The sequence below is a fragment of the Vibrio sp. QJM3NY_39 genome (genome assembly GCF_057785895.1).
In genome coordinates this window covers 830,751-849,201 of sequence record NZ_CM173505.1, presented here as the reverse complement: position 1 = coordinate 849,201, position 18,451 = coordinate 830,751, and the positions used below count along the sequence as shown (strand labels likewise).

General features: G+C 42.2%; 18 protein-coding genes and 1 pseudogene. 15 read left to right on the top strand and 4 right to left on the bottom strand.

Translation table 11 applies throughout. The features are described from left to right. Positions 1–68 precede the first annotated feature (68 nt). The 10 genes and pseudogenes from bcp to AC3CHU_RS03910 form a co-directional block, all read left to right on the top strand. Positions 69–533, top strand: a complete 465-nt coding sequence (gene bcp / locus AC3CHU_RS03955) for a thioredoxin-dependent thiol peroxidase (protein WP_488525105.1) — start codon at positions 69–71, stop codon at positions 531–533. 39 nt (positions 534–572) lie between these two features. Beyond that, a complete protein-coding gene (locus AC3CHU_RS03950; protein ID WP_488525104.1) occupies positions 573–1,229 on the top strand; it encodes a recombinase family protein in 657 nt (218 codons plus the stop codon). Between the two features lie 292 nt (positions 1,230–1,521). Next, entirely contained in the window at positions 1,522–2,454 is a 933-nt protein-coding gene (locus AC3CHU_RS03945) for a lipase family protein (protein ID WP_488525103.1), read from the top strand. Positions 2,455–2,610: 156 nt separating this feature from the next. Then, positions 2,611–3,762 carry a Shedu immune nuclease family protein gene (locus tag AC3CHU_RS03940; RefSeq protein ID WP_488525102.1) on the top strand — a complete coding sequence of 384 codons (1,152 nt, stop codon included), beginning with the start codon at positions 2,611–2,613 and terminating at the stop codon, positions 3,760–3,762. Positions 3,763–3,908: 146 nt separating this feature from the next. Continuing rightward, positions 3,909–5,501 (top strand): tetratricopeptide repeat protein, encoded by a 1,593-nt coding sequence (locus tag AC3CHU_RS03935; protein ID WP_488525101.1) that lies wholly within the window; start codon positions 3,909–3,911, stop codon positions 5,499–5,501. A 136-nt stretch (positions 5,502–5,637) separates the two neighbouring features. Further along, positions 5,638–6,405: a hypothetical protein gene (locus tag AC3CHU_RS03930; protein ID WP_488525100.1), complete on the top strand. Its 768-nt coding sequence runs from the start codon at positions 5,638–5,640 to the stop codon at positions 6,403–6,405. 222 nt (positions 6,406–6,627) lie between these two features. Beyond that, positions 6,628–7,491: a DUF2971 domain-containing protein gene (locus AC3CHU_RS03925; RefSeq protein ID WP_488525099.1), complete on the top strand. Its 864-nt coding sequence runs from the start codon at positions 6,628–6,630 to the stop codon at positions 7,489–7,491. A 233-nt stretch (positions 7,492–7,724) separates the two neighbouring features. Beyond that, the gene (locus AC3CHU_RS03920; protein WP_170962378.1) at positions 7,725–7,868 is read left to right on the top strand and encodes a hypothetical protein; all 144 of its coding nucleotides are present in this window, start codon (positions 7,725–7,727) and stop codon (positions 7,866–7,868) included. A gap of 234 nt (positions 7,869–8,102) precedes the next feature. Continuing rightward, on the top strand, positions 8,103–9,575 hold the full coding sequence (gene ltrA / locus AC3CHU_RS03915) for a group II intron reverse transcriptase/maturase (RefSeq protein WP_488525098.1): 1,473 nt from the start codon (positions 8,103–8,105) through the stop codon (positions 9,573–9,575). A gap of 369 nt (positions 9,576–9,944) precedes the next feature. Continuing rightward, positions 9,945–10,082: pseudogene (locus AC3CHU_RS03910) on the top strand (thioredoxin-dependent thiol peroxidase); the annotation flags it as partial. 138 nt (positions 10,083–10,220) lie between these two features. Here AC3CHU_RS03910 and AC3CHU_RS03905 read toward each other — a convergent pair. Together AC3CHU_RS03905 and AC3CHU_RS03900 are read right to left on the bottom strand one after the other, a co-directional pair. Beyond that, the gene (locus tag AC3CHU_RS03905; RefSeq protein ID WP_054547617.1) at positions 10,221–11,297 is read right to left on the bottom strand and encodes an AI-2E family transporter; all 1,077 of its coding nucleotides are present in this window, start codon (positions 11,295–11,297) and stop codon (positions 10,221–10,223) included. Continuing rightward, on the bottom strand, positions 11,290–11,529 hold the full coding sequence (locus AC3CHU_RS03900; protein ID WP_017107216.1) for a sulfurtransferase TusA family protein: 240 nt from the start codon (positions 11,527–11,529) through the stop codon (positions 11,290–11,292). Before AC3CHU_RS03900 ends, AC3CHU_RS03905 begins: the two co-directional genes overlap by 8 nt. A 178-nt stretch (positions 11,530–11,707) precedes the next feature. Between AC3CHU_RS03900 and bepA the strand changes: the two genes are divergently transcribed. The 4 genes from bepA (at position 11,708) to AC3CHU_RS03880 (ending at position 14,669) form a co-directional block, all read left to right on the top strand. Beyond that, positions 11,708–13,162 (top strand): beta-barrel assembly-enhancing protease, encoded by a 1,455-nt coding sequence (bepA, locus tag AC3CHU_RS03895; RefSeq protein ID WP_054547616.1) that lies wholly within the window; start codon positions 11,708–11,710, stop codon positions 13,160–13,162. A 122-nt stretch (positions 13,163–13,284) separates the two neighbouring features. Further along, positions 13,285–13,635 carry an arsenate reductase (glutaredoxin) gene (arsC, locus tag AC3CHU_RS03890; protein WP_017086244.1) on the top strand — a complete coding sequence of 117 codons (351 nt, stop codon included), beginning with the start codon at positions 13,285–13,287 and terminating at the stop codon, positions 13,633–13,635. Between the two features lie 6 nt (positions 13,636–13,641). Next, positions 13,642–14,235: an NAD(P)H:quinone oxidoreductase gene (wrbA, locus tag AC3CHU_RS03885; RefSeq protein ID WP_488525097.1), complete on the top strand. Its 594-nt coding sequence runs from the start codon at positions 13,642–13,644 to the stop codon at positions 14,233–14,235. Continuing rightward, the gene (locus tag AC3CHU_RS03880; protein ID WP_004734315.1) at positions 14,232–14,669 is read left to right on the top strand and encodes a DUF2069 domain-containing protein; all 438 of its coding nucleotides are present in this window, start codon (positions 14,232–14,234) and stop codon (positions 14,667–14,669) included. Before wrbA ends, AC3CHU_RS03880 begins: the two co-directional genes overlap by 4 nt. 128 nt (positions 14,670–14,797) lie before the next feature. Here the strand turns inward: AC3CHU_RS03880 and AC3CHU_RS03875 are convergent, their stop codons facing one another. Further along, on the bottom strand, positions 14,798–16,063 hold the full coding sequence (locus tag AC3CHU_RS03875) for a DUF2066 domain-containing protein (protein ID WP_488525096.1): 1,266 nt from the start codon (positions 16,061–16,063) through the stop codon (positions 14,798–14,800). A 278-nt stretch (positions 16,064–16,341) separates the two neighbouring features. Here AC3CHU_RS03875 and AC3CHU_RS03870 point away from each other — a divergent pair, with 278 nt between their 5' ends. Further along, positions 16,342–17,580 carry a uracil-xanthine permease family protein gene (locus tag AC3CHU_RS03870; protein ID WP_004734317.1) on the top strand — a complete coding sequence of 413 codons (1,239 nt, stop codon included), beginning with the start codon at positions 16,342–16,344 and terminating at the stop codon, positions 17,578–17,580. Between the two features lie 149 nt (positions 17,581–17,729). Here the strand turns inward: AC3CHU_RS03870 and upp are convergent, their stop codons facing one another. Beyond that, on the bottom strand, positions 17,730–18,356 hold the full coding sequence (gene upp, locus AC3CHU_RS03865; RefSeq protein ID WP_004734318.1) for a uracil phosphoribosyltransferase: 627 nt from the start codon (positions 18,354–18,356) through the stop codon (positions 17,730–17,732). Positions 18,357–18,451: the final 95 nt, after the last annotated feature.

Genomic DNA, 18,451 nt, shown 5'->3' with positions numbered 1-18,451 from the left:
GCTCTAAAAAGGACGTAGTGAAAAACGCTACGCAAATACCATTAATTGAGAAAGTAAGGACAAAACCAATGGCAATCGAAGTCGGACAAACTGCACCAGATTTCACTCTGAATGACCAAGACAATAACCCAGTTACGCTCTCAGAGCTTCAAGGAAAGAAGGTGCTACTCTACTTCTATCCACGCGCTTCAACTCCTGGCTGTACCGTTCAGGCTCAAGGATTACGTGACACTAAAGCTGAGCTAGATGCCCACAACGTTGTTGTGCTTGGTTTAAGCCCAGACACCCCGAAAAAGCTGACCAACTTTATCAACAAGCAAGGGCTGAACTTCACTCTACTAGCCGATGAAGAACATGAAGTATGTGAGAAATACGGTGTTTGGCAGCTCAAGAAGTTCATGGGTCGTGAAAACATGGGCGTTGTAAGAACAAGCTTCCTGATTGATGAGTCTGGCAACCTTGAGCATGTATTCAACAAGTTCAAAACCAAAGATCACCATGAAGTTGTATTGGACTACCTAAACAGCAAATAACCGTCCATGAACTATTAACTCTTCAACTTGGGGGCAGGCATGATTGGTTACATTCGAGTATCAGATTCACAGAGAGCCGATGGTGAATCTCAAAGAGAAGCTATCAAGGCTTACGCCGCTAAACATGGTATCCAAATATCAGATTGGATCGAAGAGCATGTGTCTGCCACCAAGACAGAACTGAGTGAGCGGAAGTTATATTCCCTCATCACCTCGCAACAAAACATCATCGTATCGGATATCACTCGGCTGGGTCGCCATAAGGTGATGGAGTTGGTCGGCGCTATAGGCCAGATAGCCTCCTACGGTGAACTGCATTTGGCATACAGTGACACCATCATTAACTCAGAAAACGTTGATAATGCAGAAATCATTTTTACTGTTATTGGGCAGTCCTTTGCCAGTGCCGTCGAGGCCCAGAAGCGCTCTGATCGAGCCAAGGCAGGTCATGCTAAACGTAAGGCCAAAGGACTATCATCTGGCCGCCAGAAGGGACAGAAGGTTAGATCCAAGCTTGATGAGCATACTGCGTTCATTTTGAATATGCTTGATTCTGACAAGTCAAAGGCAGAAATTTTAAGGAAGCTTGGTGACAAAGGGGCACAAGTATCTCGAAGTCGTTTCTACTCTTGGCTGGAAGACCGTGGCCTGCATAACAAGAAAGCAGAGTTTCAGGCAGACATGTTCACTCAGTAGCACTACTCAGTGCTGATTATCCCTTAATCATACTTGGCTAGCTTATTTATGCCCCATTCCTTCTCAGAGTCATCAAAGTCTATGATTAAAAGTCTTCAATGCAGGCCAAATTTTTCTAATCCAGCTACTGGGTGTTATACGGAAGTTTTCCCGTAGTTTCTGTTACGTCGAACCCACGACTCACACTATAGCTGGATAGTAATTGAATTTCATAATCAATAGCTTCACTATAAATAGAAGGCAAAAGCGGAAAAATTCCGTCTATAGAGCGTTAGTTTTATATTGGAGTCAAATGGAAATTTCAGAAAGTGTACAACACTTAAAAAGCAGTTTTTCTAATATCAAAGATTGGGATAAAGGCACTTTTTCTTATGAAAAAGCTTTTGTTTGTGGCGTAATGTCAAATTTAGCATACTGTCATTTAACGGATTTTGAGCTTGAAAATACTGAGCATGTAAACCTTATTCCATCTGACGCATTTGGAACTGCTTACCGTGAAAAACGAACTTCTATGTTTAAGTTGCTTCTTTCTGAGTTGGGTACTGAAAATCCAATAATAATTGAAAGGGCTGGTTCTGTTACGGTAGCTATTCAATATCAAGATGTCGTCTTCATATCAATGAGAGGTACCGAGAGTTTTAAAGATTGGCGGAAAAACTTAAAATTCCGCAAAATCACACCATCACGATATGTACGTGATGAATCAAAAGTTAAGTTGCATAAAGGTTTCTACTTTGAAGTTGACTCATTCATGGATACTTTGGTGGCAGAGATCAGAGAAAGGGGCTGGCAGGATAAAAAAATTTATATTACAGGTCACTCTCTTGGAGGGGCTTTAGCTGCGTTAACATATGCACTTCGCATAGATGGTTTTCACTACTTCTACGATGATTATCTATATCATCGAAAAGGACTGTTAAATATCGTGTCTTGCTATACATTTGGTATGCCTAGATGGGGTAATGAAGCCGCAATTGAACACTTTCCAAGTCCATATCACGTTTTTGTCAGCAACGATATTGTTCCTTCAGTACCTCCAAAGCGTTTTGGCTTTGATGACTGTAAAATCAATTTTAACCTAGATGCACAGGCTTTTAAGTATGTTGACTTTTCAGATGGTTCTTTCAAATCATATATAAAGAATTTCAAGCTCTTCATTACAAAGGGTAAACTTGAAGATCACCGCATAGAAAACTATGTGGAGCGGATTTATCATAAAAAATAAAACTGACAAACTGTTTAAGAGTGATTAGCAACGCGTGGCATTTTTACTATGCGTTGAATTTAGTGTTTAAGGTGGTCTGCGGCGGCATCGGTATTGCGTTGCTCTCACCTTAACAGGGCGTTAGCTTTCTTTAACATTAGGAGGATTAGGTAGCATATGGATAATTATGAGAACCCAGTTGAAGGTAAGACATATATCAGTCCTAGCCTTAATCAGTTTATCGGTGATAGAAAAATCAGAATTGCTTCAAAAGTGATTGAATCCCCAGATACCTATGCATTTGGCACGATTAAAGGTGAAACGGTAATTCGCCATAAAACCGATGCCAAGTCATATATTACTGCAAAATTTTTCGAAGATACGAAAGGCATTTTTGTTCTAAATATTCAGGGCTATAGTGTTGCGACAGATAAGCCTCACAATGCAAGTTTCTCATTTGTAGGTGATGAAATCGGCAAACTAGTCGAATTCATTAGAAATATTCAAGCTATTAATTTTACACATCGTGGCTCAGTAAATATTACAGACGAAGAATTAAGTCGAATCACATTATCTGATTCGCAGGCAAAAACCTTGTTACAGGATAACCATGAACTATTCACGGAAGTATTGCGTTCTGAAATTACAACGAAGGATATAGTATCTGTAGGGTATCGTAAAAAACAGATTGATGTGTTTAGACGCTTATTAAATGACGAGCAGTATTTTTCCAAACTGAAAGCACAGAAGAAAACCAAAGATGAAGGGTTGTGGCAAAAATATTTTGAAAAAAATGAATGGATATTTGGGTATGGGTTAGGTTATCTATTTCTCTCAGGCTTAGATGATAAAAAGCTTGAGCAAGTGGTTCAAGGTCATAGTGTTGTCAATCATGGTAAACGAGTAGACGCTTTGATGAAAACCAAAGGTATCATTTCAAATCTCTGCTTCGTTGAAATTAAAATTCATACCACAAAACTGTTGGATACTAAGCCTTATCGAGCAGGGTGCTGGGCTCCTTCAAAAGAGCTAGCAGGAGCTGTTGCTCAAGTTCAAGGTACGGTTGCTTCAGCCGTTGATAGCCTTTCGACTAAAATAAGCTTAGATGATGCATACGGCAACCCTACTGGTGAAGAAATATATAACTATCAACCTAAATCATTTCTTGTAATAGGTAGTCTAGAGGAGTTTTCTGGAGAGCACGGTGTAAATAAAGATCAGCTGAGGTCATTTGAGTTGTTTCGGAAAAATACCATAAATCCAGAGATAATCACTTTCGATGAACTTTACGAAAGAGCTAGGTTTATAGTTCATCACAATGAAAGCTAACAAACGCTTCAAGTGGGACTATAAACGCGTGGTGATTTTGGTGCCAATTTTAGCTTTGGGGATTAAGGAGGGCTGTTCAGCTTTGGCGGTAGCGTTTCTAGTCCGTTAGCTTAGCGTTAGACATTTCATTGTAGGTAATAATTTTTATGAATAATGAGGTTGGAATAAATTTGGACTGGCTACAGATTACTGTTGATTTCATATCGAATAACATTGGGTGGCTAACGTTTATAGTATTTATCGTTGTCTTTCGAGATGCGTTATCTGATTTATTTAAAAGATTAACTGCATTAAATATTTCAAATGGTGAATCTAAGCTTGGTCTTAATGCTGTACCACCAATGAAAATAGAGCCAATGGAACCACAACAAGATTCCTCGGTAAGTGAACCGAAGGCGCAAGAATTAGAGCTAGTGGTAAATGAAAAAGAAGCTAAAAGTTGGTTTTCTGCGGTAAATGAAGCTCTTGAAGAAGGTGACATAGAAAAAAGCAGGAAGGTTTTTAAAGCGTATGAGTTAGAGGCTACTGACCAGAGCAAGCTGTATTCCGATAAGAGCTTATATTTATATCTAATGTTTCACAATGCAAATGATAGAAGTGCTATAGCTTTACTAGAGAAGCACTTGGACGAATCTCCGAATGAAGAGCTTAGATATAACGCGCTTACTTGGCTTTCATATTGTTTGAATGATAGTAAGCAATTTTCTAAAGATATAGATCTTTGGCGTAATGAGTCTTCTAGATTCCAGTCTCAAGAAATTGATACTAAGGTAGCTAAGGATTTGGCATTTGCCTATCGTGCAAATGGTGATTTGGATGAGGCGAAAAATATTCTCATCAATAAATTAAAGACTCTAAAGCAAAGTAAATACAAAGCCTTAATTTTTTCTGCATTAGCTCTCGTAGAGGAAGAACTGGGGAACAAAGCGATGGGAGCGTATTGTAGAGATAAATCGGTTGAAAATGATCCTGAAAATCTTGATGAAATTTTTAGTTCCGCTTACAACGCTAGTGAAGCAGGTATAGGCGAGTTAGCTATTAGCAACTATGTATTGCTTACTGGCGTCAACCCCAAAAACGCCACTGCATGGAATAATTTAGGTGTTCAGGCAAAGGAATCTGAGTTAAATACTATAGCAATTGAAAACTACGGAAAAGCGATAGAGTTAGAGGATACATTAGCAATTGCAAATAAAGGGTATGCCTTACTACATGCTGGCTTTGTCGATGAGGCAGAGCGAATGGCAAGCAAAGCACTTGAATGCAAAGAAATTCACGAAAATGTTTATAGCCTGTTGTCTCGAATATCTTCAGTTCGAAAAGAAGAAAATAAAAAGTGGTTAGAAATACAGAATAAGGCTTTTAAAAAGCAAGGGAAATTTAGAAAGTACACAGACAAATATTATCTAGGTAACTCTAGTGAATTTAATGGTACTTGGAGTATAGGGGACGAAGAAAAAACAATTGTTACTGGTAAAGATAAAGTAAGTATATCTTGGGAGTCGCAGGTTGGATTGTCTTCAAAGACCAAGTTTACTATTACAGGTCTAATTACTGGTGCAAGCTTCCGAGGTCAATATAAATCTGAAGCAGTAGACCAAGCGAAAACATCGTTACTTGGAGGATTAAGTAATTTTAACTTAGATTGTTTAGGTTATGTGCATGGAGAGAGCTTATATGTGTTTTCTTTAAATAAAGATAGCGAAAGAAATATAGAGTTCAAAAAAAGCAATACCTAACAAAACCATCAAAACGACCATCAACGCTCGGTATTCTTGGTATGAATTGGCATCAGTGTTTACGGTGGTAATTTACAAGTTGTCGTAATGCGTTACTGGCGTTTTATGGCAAGCGTTATATTTCATGGGGGCGACAGTGAAAAATTTGGAAAGTGAAGTCATTGAATATTTTAAAAAATTTTCTGTGGAAGCTAGGAAAATTGATGAGTCTGATGAAAAGACGCCTGATTTTCTGATAGTTCAAGAAGAAGTCGTGTTGATTGAGTTAAAGGAAAAGTCGGACGACGATACACTACATCAACGCCAACAAAAAGAATTAGAAGAAGGTGGTGTTTTTGAGCACGTCGGGAGTACAGGCTATCGTAACCGAATTTCAGGTGTTATTGGACACGGAATAAAGCAATTGAAAGCGCAGAAAGAAAATACAAAAAGTGATTTCTGCTTACTTTTTATTATTGCGAATGGTGTTGCTCAAGGTACTCAAGCTGAGCAAGTTATCTCAACGCTATATGGTAGAAAGCACATAATTGACTTTGACTCTCAATCTAGCGAAGCATTGAGTTGCTACTATGCATACCATAGCGAGTTTTTTAAGCACAAAGATGTCATAGATGGTGTTTTCCTTATCACGAATAGAAATGTTACCCTTCTTGTTAACGACAAATCTCCAAATTACAGTAAGTTCAAAAAATCTGCTTTTCTAGATAAGTTTATTAGCAAAATCGGAGTATTCGACCTATTTGAGCTCGAAGCTAAGGAAAATATCTTGATTGCCGACTGCGATATTCCCCGAAGTGATGAAGAAGCTGTGAAGCAGTACATCTTTGAAAAATACTCTATTAGTCGAGGTTTAATGTTAGATTTTCCTCATTATTCATTTCAGGCTAGGGGCAACGAAAATTAAATTTAAAAATGTTTAAGGTTTCAAGATACTTTTTCTAATATGATCGAAACAGTTTAGAGCAATACATCTAAAACGTTTTTGTCCAAAAGATTCCCAGCGCGCGATCATCGCTAAGAAGGTTTTGCCCCAAAGTTTGCTAAAGCCGATACAGTTTAAGCCATGTGTGATTGTTTATAGTATGATGATAAACAAGGTGTTATGACTTAGATGTAAAGGGTGTCAATGACTAACAAATACAAGATTGAACAGTACAATGTTGTTCCAAAAGATAAGAACACATCATTCATGAGTCCTAGAGATCAGTTAGAGTCAAACTTATCTCTATACCATTACACCGACTTAAATGCTCTGATTTCAATTCTGAGTCATCGACAACTGTGGCTAACTGACAGCATGTACTTAAATGACTCTGAAGAAATGTATGATGGTGCCAGTATACTATCGACCACTTTACTTTCCGATGATTTAGAGCCTCTAAGTAGTGGTAATAAAAAATATATTAGTGATGTCATCAATAACATCAAGAATAGGGATATTCCTGCATATTACATCGCAAGCTTTAGCGAGCAAGACGATCTATTGAGCCAGTGGCGAGCTTATGGAATGTTCTGCATTGAATTTGATCCAAGTAAAGTCAATAACATAAGATGTGCTTATGCGAGTGATGATAAATCCCAGATAGCTCACAACAGCATCAACACATGCGATCAATCAATTCAGCTTTATAAAATGCAAGGAGCTGACACTTTCGCTGAGCATACAACTTATATGGAGTTGGTAATTGCTAGTTTAAGAATGAAAAATGAAGGCTTTTCGGAAGAAAAAGAACACCGAATGATAGTCTCAGTTGAAGGCACAGACCGATCTAAACAAGTAAAATTTCGGGCGAGGAATGATGTTGTAATCCCTTACATCACTTGGGATTTCGACCCCACAGCGATTAAAGCAATACACGTTGGGCCAGTGAAAGATAAAGATCTAACTCGTAAGTCCATAGAAAATATGCTGCGGCATCAATCTGAAATAGCCCCTGAGCTTTACGGTCATATTGAAATAAAAGAATCGAACATTTCATATAGAGGCTAAGTTTTTAAGTCCGTTCTCTAACTCTCTTTTGTCCGTGCGACCTGAAGTCGTATGAAGCGTTGTTCACCGCTTTATGAGTGAACCGTCTGTATCACCAGATGAACCTACGAGCCTGAATAAAGCAGCGGCTCGGACAATGTAACGAAACTTGGCCGTTTGGCCGAGTGGGAAAAGAATCGTGAGAGGACGTTCCTCCTGAAAACCACAATTCGGGTAAGTGCTAGGTAGTCAGTATGATGAACGTATGTGAATCCATTCAAGGTGCGTTATGTGATGAAGCAGCGGAAGTGGTTAATACGCTGTGGCCAAAAGGCAATGAGAGTTGGAAAGAGGTTGGACAGTACTTTTTCGTGGTCGCTGTACTCTCCGCACTATAGTGGGCATCTAAGCTGACATTTTACGTAACATACGGAACAGGGTAAGCCTGAATCACTCCCTTTGGGAAAGCCTTTGTGGCCGATAGTGATGCAGGTATAGGAGGTCGGAAAAAGCGAAAGCTGCATTGTAATGATGTAGATACAGACCTGTGTCTGATCACGAAAGTGAGCCCACTTCCGACTGGTCTCCCATTGCGAGATAATTTGAAGAACTTTATTCAAGGAGAAAAGCAAATGATGATCTCGAAAGAGATTAGTGCACCTTCTGACGGCGCTCAATGGCAGTCCATCGATTGGAAATCCGTTGAAGCACACGTATTGAAGCTTCAAATGCGTATCGCAAAAGCAACTAGAGAAAAGAAATACGGTAAGGTGAAGTCCTTACAGTGGCTCTTGACTCATTCTCGCTCAGCCAAGCTTCTTGCGGTTAAGCGAGTCTCTCAGAATAAAGGCAGTAAAACGCCTGGAATAGACGGTGTCACCTGGAACACAGATGCACGCCGTATGAAAGCAGTCAATCAACTGAGTCGCAAGGCTTACTCTGCAAAACCACTCAAACGTATCTACATTCCCAAAAAGAACGGCAAGCTCAGGCCATTGGGTATTCCATGCATGATTGATAGAGTGCAACAAGCCCTCCACCTTCTAGCATTAGATCCTGTGTCCGAAACATTTGCCGACCTCAATAGCTATGGTTTTAGGCCAAATCGCAGCACGGCTGACGCTGTCAGTCAGTGCTTCAAATGTTTGGCTCTAAAGCGATCAGCGAAATGGATTCTTGAGGGAGATATTAAAGCTTGCTTCGACAAAATCGGGCATGAATGGCTGATGGACAATATCACTGTAGATAAACGAATGTTAGAGCAATGGTTAAAATCTGGCTATGTAGATAAGGGGCTGTTCTACGATACCGAAGAAGGTACACCTCAAGGCGGAATAATATCTCCAACCTTGATGCTAATGACTCTCGCGGGAATAGAGCAACAAATAAAATCTACAGCCCTGAAAAAGGGTGCTAGGGCCAACTTTATCGGTTATGCGGATGATTTCGTGGTCACCTGCTCTTCAAAGGAAGTGCTAGTGAACGATATCAAACCGTTGATTGCTGACTTTCTGGCAAAAAGAGGGCTAACCCTCTCCGAAGAGAAAACAAAGGTCACTCATATTGATGATGGCTTTGACTTTCTGGGTTTCAATCACAGGAAGTACAAAGGGAAATTGCTCATTAAACCGAGCAAATCCAACACGTTGTTATTCTTGAGAAACCTACGTGAACTTATTAAAAAGCACGCAACCATCCCTGTTAACGATCTTATCAAGTTGATAAACCCGAAACTCAGAGGATGGGCGAATTACTATCGCCACTGTGTTGCTAAACAAGTATTCGGGTATGTCGGCCACAAACTATTCCAAGCGCTATGGCACTGGGCAGTTAGACGTCATCCAACCAAGTCCAAAGACTGGGTTGTTCATAAGTATTTTCTTAATCGTAAAGGCCAGTGGCAATTTCACGGTTGGCAGAAAATTATGACCATGGACTGTCACTTCAATCTGTTCCAAATAGCGAAAGTACCCATCGAGCGACACGTAAAAATCAGGAATGCAGCGACCCCTTTTGATCCTCAATACCAAGAATACTTGGCGAAGAGAAAACCCAAAAGGCTAGCCCGCAACTCTTGGAAAGAACCTGTCCCGACTGCGTTATAAGTTGCTGGGTATCAATGATGCCTTAGTGGAGGCTTGAGCCGTATGCAGTGAAAGTTGCACGTACGGTTCTTAGAGGGGCGGCACTTGGTAACAAGTGTCGTCTACTCGACAAAAGTGAGTTGGGTGATAAGTGTGTGATCACCAAGCGATCCCATCGAGATGACTATCAACCTATAGAAACACCTTAGTTTTTATGACAAGTTTAAGCTTGGAAAAGCGTCAAAATCAGCCCGATTTACAAAAAATTATGACAACTGCTATAATTGAGGTTCAAAAAGAGAAATTATTAACCTAACTCACTGTTAAAGTTAGAGTTTGTGATAAATCGTCAGAAATTGAGTCTAAAAAAATTTCCAAGGGTACTTGACCATGGGTAAAGTGTACGACGGTCTGCACCGTATTAGCTTCCTAATTGATGAAGAAGGCCAGATTGAACACGTCTTCAACAAGTTCAAGACTAAAACTCACCACGAAGTGGTTCTGGACTACTTCAATCCAGAAGCTTAATGTTGTTTCTAGTGAATTAATGACCTAATTTCATACCTAGATGATCTAAGTTAACAATTGACTAAGCCAAATACAAAAAGGCCGAATATCATGGATATTCGGCCTTTTTAATACTTACTCAACTGTATTGTTCTTCAATTACGATTGATGCTCAGGGTCATCGTCGAGAGCATGACTCGGTAAAGCATTCCAAACCGCTTTTACCAGCGTAGCAAGCGGGATAGCGAAGAACACGCCCCAGAATCCCCACAATCCGCCAAACACCAATACCGCTACAATAATCGCTACTGGGTGTAGGTTCACGGCTTCAGAGAACAGAACAGGAACGAGCACGTTGCCATCTAGTGCTTGGATAATACCGTAAGCAAGAAGCAGCCAGTAAAATTGAGGCTCTAATCCCCACTGGAACAGGCCAACAATCGCAACTGGAACGGTCACAGCTGCCGCACCGATATAAGGAATCAGTACCGAGAAGCCGACCGCGACAGCCAACAGAGCTGAATAACGCAAATCTAGAATCGCAAAGGTCACATAGCTGACACCACCGACGATCAAGATCTCAAGCACCTTGCCGCGAATATAGTTCGAGATTTGTTGGTTCATCTCAACCCAAACCTTGGTCGCTAGACGACGATTTTTCGGTAGCACGCCACTCGCCATGCTGATCATCTCTTCTTTATCTTTTAGTAAGAAGAAGATAAGCAGCGGCACAAGAATCAAGTAAACCGCAAGCGTAGCCAAGCTCACTAGAGAAGCTAAAGAACCTTTAACAACACTTTCACCAAAGCCCAATGCTTTATTTTTCGCGTTAGACACAATCGATTCAACGATCTGCAAGTTTGCTAATTCAGGATAGCGCTCAGGAATCGTCGCGATGAACTTCTGTAAGCCGCCATACATGCTTGGAATATCATTGATGAGATTACCCACTTGCTCCCAAATGGTCGGTACCAAACCAAATATCGCCAATAGCATCACGCTAAAGAACATTAAGATCACCAACATCACTGAAGGGGTTCTTGGAACACCGAGTCTTTGAAGTTGGGTAACCGGCCACTCAAGTAAGTAAGCCAACACAATTGCAACCAAGAGTGGCGCAATAAGGTGACCAAAAAAGTAGATCGTAATAAAGCCGAATAGAATGATGGCAACCAAACTGACAGCATGGGGATCAGAGAAACGTCGTTTATACCAACGATTGACCATTTCAAGCATCTGACTGCAATTCCTTTTTAGTGACGAGGATATGATGGTAATTAGAGCAAACCTCAGCGATGACGTCATAGGCTTGCTTAGACAAAAAAGTAACAATATCTTTCATCGAGCTGTTATCAGAGACATAAATTGACAATGACTGTCCTACTTCTAACTTTACACTGTGACGCTTGGCTAATAATAAAGCCATTGGACATCGCTCTTGGCGTAAATCTAGAATATTAGGTGTCATTCTTGGGCTCGATGCTTATTATAAGGGTCGTATTGTAATCTGTTTTTCAAAACGCGCCATCATTCATTCATCTTCCTTAATGATAGCGCACGCACTTAGTAAAGGTTAAATCAGATAAAGAACCAATTTGCATTGCTCTTGTCTTACTGTCAGAAGAAACGGAGTATTACTGACTAATATGTTTAAACGCGCTCGTTCAATTGCTTGCTTATGCATCGCAGCCACATTAAGCACCCCAACTTTGGCAAATACCAATGGTTTGGAGCTACCGGATATCGGCACCGCTGCTGGCGGCACCCTCACTATCGACCAAGAACTTATCTATGGTGATGCCTACATGCGCATCATCAGAAGCAGCCAGCCCATCGTCAACGACCCTGTTCTAAACCAATATATCGATACGCTCGGCCATCGCCTTGTCGCGAACGCGAATGATGTAAAGACCCCTTTTCAGTTCTTTATGATCCGTGACCGCAACATCAACGCCTTTGCATTCTTTGGTGGTTATGTTGCTTTGCACTCAGGTCTGTTCCTGCATGCACAATCTGAAAGTGAGTTGGCTTCAGTATTGGCGCACGAAATCGCGCACGTTACCCAACGTCACTTAGCGCGTAGTATGGAAGATCAAGCGCGTCGTTCTCCAGCAACCATCGCAGCGCTAGCAGCCTCTGTATTATTGGCCATTGCAGCACCTGAAGCAGGTATCGCAGCTCTAACTGCCACAACCGCTGGTAACATGCAGAGCCAGATCAACTACACCCGTAGTAATGAAAAAGAAGCTGACCGCTTTGGTATCAATACACTGGCGAAAGCAGGGTTCGATGTGAATGCGATGCCGCGTTTCTTCGGTCGTTTGGCTGATGAATACCGCTATGCAAGCACACCACCCCCAATGCTGCTGACTCACCCATTACCAGAAGATCGAATCACCGATTCTCGCGCTCGCGCTCGCAGCTATCCGCCACTTAAACTGGCTCCATCACTGGATTACCATCTAGCAAGAGCCCGCATTGTCGCGCGCTATGCGGGCATTAATAATGATGCCGCTCTAGATTGGTTTGAACGTAAGCTGAAGAAAGCACCTAAAGCTTTGGTTCCATCATTAGAGTATGGCCAAGCACTGGTTTACTTAGATTCTAAAAAATTAGATAAAGCTGAGCCGATTCTGACCAAGCTCATCAACAGCGATCCAACCAACCTGTTTTATCTAGATGCCATTTCGGATCTGCACATTGAACAGAAAAAGCCTGAGATTGCGATTAAAGAACTCGAATCAGCGCTGGTTCGCCAACCAAACAACCCGGTTCTAACCATTAACTACGCCAATGCGCTGATTGAAAATGAAGACCTACAGGAAGCCGTTCGCGTGTTGCAACGTTACACGCACGATAACCCGAACGACACCAATGGTTGGCACCTACTTTCAAAAGTAAATACAAGCCTGGGTAATAGCGACGAAGAACTGGCTGCTCGTGCAGAGATCTTGGCACTGCAAGCCAACTGGAACAAAGCGATTCAATACTATACGCAGGCTAGCCAAATCGCAGAGCTCGGCAGCCTAAAACAAGCACGTTACGACGCCCGAATTGATCAACTAATGATTCAGCGTGAACGCTTCTTGTCGTTACAGTAAGTGTATTTATTGGCAGCGGTTAGTTGTCAGAAGAAAAAGAAAGCTCAACGTTACATAGTAAAGAAGCCACTCAAGTGGCTTCAACTGAACAATTAAATCAAAAATAATAATGAGGAAGAACCATGTCCGTCGTGATTTATCATAACCCACGCTGCTCAAAGAGCCGTCAAACTCTCGAACTGCTTGAAGCAAACGGCGTACAGCCAGAAGTTATCAAATACCTAGATACGCCTTTAACTATCGAGCAACTTAAAGTGCTTTTCACGCAGCTTGGTTTTGACAGTGTTCGCGAAATGATGCGCACCAAAGAAGCGGATTACAAAGAGGCTAATCTTGGCGATGCATCGGTTACCGATGAAGATCTATTCTCAGCAATGGCGACAAATCCAAAACTGTTTGAACGCCCTGTTGTTGTTGCGAACAACAAAGCAAAGATTGGTCGTCCACCAGAGCAAGTGCTAGAGATTCTGTAAGCCAATATGAGCATCAACATTCTTGTTCTCTACTACAGCCGCCACGGCAACACACGAGGACTAGCAAGGCAAATTGCACGAGGGATTGAATCTATCCCTAACTGCGAAGCTATGTTAAGAACCGTGAACGACGTATACACAGCAGAAGAGCAGCCTGATTCGCGTTATCAGCCGACCGACCCTATCGCGACATTGCAAGAGCTCCGTTCTTGCGATGGTTTAGCACTAGGCAGTCCGGTTTGGTTTGGCAACATGGCTGGACCTATGAAGCACTTTTGGGACAGCACAACATCACTGTGGATAAATGGCGATCTGATCGATAAACCAGCTTGCGTGTTTACCTCTTCTTCATCATTGCATGGCGGGCAAGAGACCACACAACAAAGCATGATGTTGCCACTGCTTCACCATGGCATGTTAGTGGTGGGCATCCCCTACTCAGAACCTGCGCTGCATACCACTCAAACTGGTGGCACACCCTATGGTGCGAGTAGTACCGGAGAGAGCGCTTCATTAAGCAAAGATGAAATTGAGTTGGCGCAAAACCTAGGCAAACGCCTAGCGCGCATCGCAATAAACCAGAAGGGAATTTCTCAATGATGTATATGCCAGAGAAGGCGATGTCTCCCACAACCAAGCTATTCCGCTACCTTGCTCTAGCGGGCAACTTGTCGCTTTTATTCTGGGTGATTGCTTGGCAGATGACACTTTCGCCGCATCCTCATCTAAGTAATGTAACGCTTGCGATCGCTTGGGCTATACCGCTGTTACTCCCATTACCGGGCATTCTAGCAGGTAAACCTTATACGCATGCTTGGGCGAACTTTGTCTTAATGCTCTACTTCCTACACGCATTAACTATTTTGTATGTAGACGGTGGCGAGCGCTTATTAGCGGCTGTAGAACTGCTTCTGACGACTTTAGGCTTCGCGGGCAATATCTTATTTACTCGCTTTCGAGCCAAAGAATTAGGCATCAAACTTAAGCGCCTTTCTGAAGTAGAAAAGACCGAGAAAGCTAAGTTCGAGCAGTAACCTGGATTAGGTTGTCCTGACCTAGTATCAATAGAAAAAAGTGACAACAAACAAAAAGCCCTGCGAGATTTTTCTTGCAGGGCTTTTTTCATGAATTCATTTCAATCGGTCATGTCAGAAGACAATCACTAGCGAACCCATTCGTATACTAGGCTTGGCTTAGCATGTACTGGCGCAACAACTGTTAGCTCTTCCGAGCCAGACGTATTCGTTAGCTCAGCATCCGCTTCAGTTGATAACTCACTACCTTTGATGACTTGAACACTTGGGTCTGCTTCGTTAGCCGTCGCTTCTGCGCCATCGTTCAGGGTCGTATCAGTAACAGCTGCTGAATCATCGCCTACAGACATGGTGTTGTCTTGCGTTTCAAATTCAGGGCTCACTTCAGGTTCAATGTAAGATTCTTCAACCTTTGCGACTTGGCGAATGCTTTCTACTTCTTGCTCAAACTCTTGTTGAGTCGACAATAAGTGAATTCGAAAAGTTACTTCGTTATTCTGAATTTTCAGAATATCTAAGCTTGCCACCGAGTTTAAACGCTTAAGTGCATTCTCCAATTGGAAGAAGTCTTGTGCGTTATTCAGGCTAATAAATTGCGTTAAAATCGACTCTGATGATTCACTTGCTACTGTAACCGCACTTTTACCTGCGTAGTAACTACTGATTTGGTCGACAAGTTTCTTAGAAGTCGTCGCGCTGTTGCCCGATAGCGAACCACTGACTGGCGATTTTGGTGCGCTCTTCAATTGGTTTGGTTTTTGATCGTATAGAGTCCAACGTAGACCTGAAGATTGAGCCTTTATCACCAGAACAGCATCAACTGGGTAACGCTGACTCGCTTTACTGATTGGTGTAACAAAGCTACCCCAAAGATCAGAAGTCGCAATACCCGTAATGTCATCAAAATCACCCACAGGTAGCGTTAGAGGCAAACCGCGCTCTTTTGCGTTGGCTTGCAAACCTGCCGCTAATTGTGAGTTGGAGTGTTCCCACACAATATTCTTGTCGTAGTTCTGTTCTTCCACCAGCCAAACAAGGATGTTTGAACGCGTGTCAGGCCAGTACGGCAACTGTGCTTGCGTCAATAGAGAACGGATTTGAGCACCGTTAAAACGCATACGCAATGTTGATTGGTCACTGCTTTCGCCAAAACTCATTTGAGACATGTACTGCGAACTCTTACGCATCGCCTTTTGAATCGTCTCATTCGAAGCGACATCAGTTTGGCCAGTCGCACGTATCAAAACCTGCTCCATGCCGGTATTTCTTGCCACTTGTTCTGGCTGTTTGTTTTCAGCGTTAATCGCAACTTCAGCACTAAAGATATCTACTTGAGTTAATGCATAACTCGGAGAGGCTAATAGTGCCATTAACAACAATGCTATGTAGCGCATACTGATCCTAATATTCAAATCTTGTGCCTAGATGATAAGCAACTATGGATTGTGGGGCAAGGTCGATAGCGCCCACTGTGTTTAATAACCTTAAAATATCACCTGGCCATGATAGATCGCTCACTTATAAACTGAGTTTTTCAGGCGAGGATGGATATAAAACATAACTAAGATAAATAAATTTGATCTATTTGGTGTGGCAATCGATTGCTAAGTGATAGAATCCCGCGAATTTTATTTTTCACTTTTCATATAACGACCATTTTTAAGGACATAACATGAAAAATGCTCTGCAAGGTGCGCAAATGCTGTTTGTAGCGTTTGGTGCGCTTGTACTCGTGCCGCTACTAACAGGACTTGATCCCAACGTTGCACTCTTTGGCGCGGGTATCGGTACCCTTTTGTTCCAACTTATTACACGCCGTTCAGTGCCAATCTTCTTAGCGTCTTCTTTTGCATTCATCGCGCCTATCATGTTTGGTATTCAAACTTGGGGTGTTGGTGCAACCATGGGCGGCCTAATGGCAGCAGGTGTTGTGTATGTCTTAATGGGCGCGTTGATTAAAGTGCGTGGCGTAGCCTTCATCCATAAACTGCTTCCACCCGTGGTGGTTGGCCCTGTGATCATGGTTATCGGCTTAGGTCTTGCGCCTGTTGCAGTAAACATGGCGCTAGGTAAAACCGGCGATGGTGCGGTTCAACTTATCGATGCAGACGCCGCGTTATGGATCTCGTCTATTTCATTGCTAGTGACGATTGTCATCAGTGTTTTCTCGAAAGGCTTCCTTAAATTACTGCCTATCTTTGGTGGCATTGTAGCGGGTTACGTAACGAGCTTGGTATACGGCGTAGTTGATTTTACCCCCGTAGCTCAAGCAGCTTGGTTAGCACTACCAAACTTCACTGCACCAGAATTCAACATCAACGCTATCTTCTTTATGGTGTTTGTGGCAATTGCACCTGCTGTTGAGCACGTGGGCGACATGCTTGCTATCTCGAACGTTACCGGCAAAGACTACCTTAAGAAGCCAGGTTTACACCGTACTATTACTGGTGACGGTGTGGCAACAATTGCCGCTTCAATGCTGGGCGCTCCACCAAACACTACGTACAGTGAAGTAACAGGTGCAGTAATGCTGACCAAAGCATTCAACCCAGTGATCATGACTTGGGCTGCGGTAACAGCGATTGTTCTTGCATTGGTCGGTAAGCTAGGCGCGCTACTTCAAACGATTCCTGTTCCTGTAATGGGCGGCATCATGATTCTACTGTTTGGTTCAATCGCGACGGTAGGCTTGAATACTCTAATTCAGAATAAAGTAGACCTACATAAATCACGCAACCTTGTGATTGTGGGTATTACGTTAGTCTTCGGTATTGGCGGCATGGCATTTGGCATCGGTGACTTTAGCCTACAGGGCGTAAGCTTATGTGGCATCGTGGCAATCCTACTTAACCTAGTCCTTCCAGAAGAATTAGGCGACAACACCGTAGTAGACAAAGCTCAAATCGATTAATTTATCGGTAAGGCTGGATTCAAAAAAATCACAACCTAACAAGATCAAAAAAGGGAGAGCATCGAATGCTCTCCCTTTTATTTATACGGCTAATTAAGCAGGTTCAGTTAAATTTAAAACTCTTTGAATTAATTTAAACCGAAACTGAATTACTTAGTACCGAAGATCTTATCACCAGCATCGCCAAGACCAGGAACAATGTAGCCCTTGTCGTTTAGCTTCTCATCGATTGCAGCCGTGTACAGCTCAACATCTGGGTGCGCTTTTTCTAGAGCAGCGATACCTTCAGGAGCAGCAACAAGCACAAGAATCTTAAAGTGCTTACAACCTTTCTCTTTCATAAGGTCGATAGTCGCGATCATAGAACCACCTGTCGCAAGCATTGGATCTACCACTAGAGCAATACGCTCATCGATGTTAGATGCAAGCTTGTTAAAGTATGGTACTGGCTCAAGCGTTTCTTCGTCACGGTAGATACCAACAACGCTGATACGTGCACTTGGGATGTGCTCAAGAACGCCGTCCATCATGCCTAGACCAGCACGTAGGATTGGCACTACCGTTACTTTTTTACCTTTAATTTGGTCAACTTCTACTGGACCGTTCCAACCGTTAATCGTCACACGCTCAGTTTCAAAATCTGATGTCGCTTCGTATGTTAGAAGGCTACCCACTTCTGTCGCTAGCTCACGAAAACGCTTAGTGCTAATGTCACCTTCACGCATCAGGCCAATTTTATGTTTTACTAGCGGGTGTTTCACTTCAACAACTTTCATTTCCAACTCCGGCAATATTTAAACAAACCTGTAGATTATACACGAACTGTGGGGTTATTTCAGAATCTTTATTCTAATAAAAAAAACCGCGCAAA